Origin of the sequence: Tropicimonas sp. IMCC6043 (genome assembly GCF_004146235.1) — a bacterium.
Lineage (GTDB): Bacteria > Pseudomonadota > Alphaproteobacteria > Rhodobacterales > Rhodobacteraceae > Tropicimonas.
This window is the reverse complement of sequence record NZ_SELO01000177.1, coordinates 1-368: the sequence shown is the minus strand read 5'-3', so window position 1 is coordinate 368 and position 368 is coordinate 1. Positions and strand designations below refer to the sequence as shown.

General features: G+C 58.4%; 1 protein-coding gene. It reads right to left on the bottom strand.

Annotation, left to right across the window (positions count from 1 at the left end):
• A partial coding sequence (locus EU800_RS26310; protein ID WP_207210030.1) for a hypothetical protein occupies positions 1–272 on the bottom strand: 272 nt, incomplete at its 3' end.
• Positions 273–368: the final 96 nt, after the last annotated feature.

Sequence of the window (368 nt, the reverse complement as noted above, 5' to 3'; positions counted from 1 at the left end):
ATCGCACAATCGATGAGCAGTATCTCCAGCATGTCGCGCTGGGCGATGCTGCCGCCCATATTCTGAAAGTCGAACCTTACGTCATTCAGGATATCTGTTGCAGCCCCCATGTCTCCAGAAAGACGGGCGCATAGTGCATTGACAAGCGGGATCGTGAGGCGGGCACTCGCCTGCCGATCAAACGAGTTGCCTCCATGTGCGTATTCCTGCACGGCTTCGAAAAATCGCTGCAAAGCCCCGGCTTCGCCCGCCATTGCAAGTGCGATGGCCATGTGCACGTCAGAGAATATAAGCGCCCGGTCAACAGCTAGATGTCGCGTGTGCGCTAGCAACCGTTCCCAGCGTTCACCGCAGCCTCGCCCCGCGGC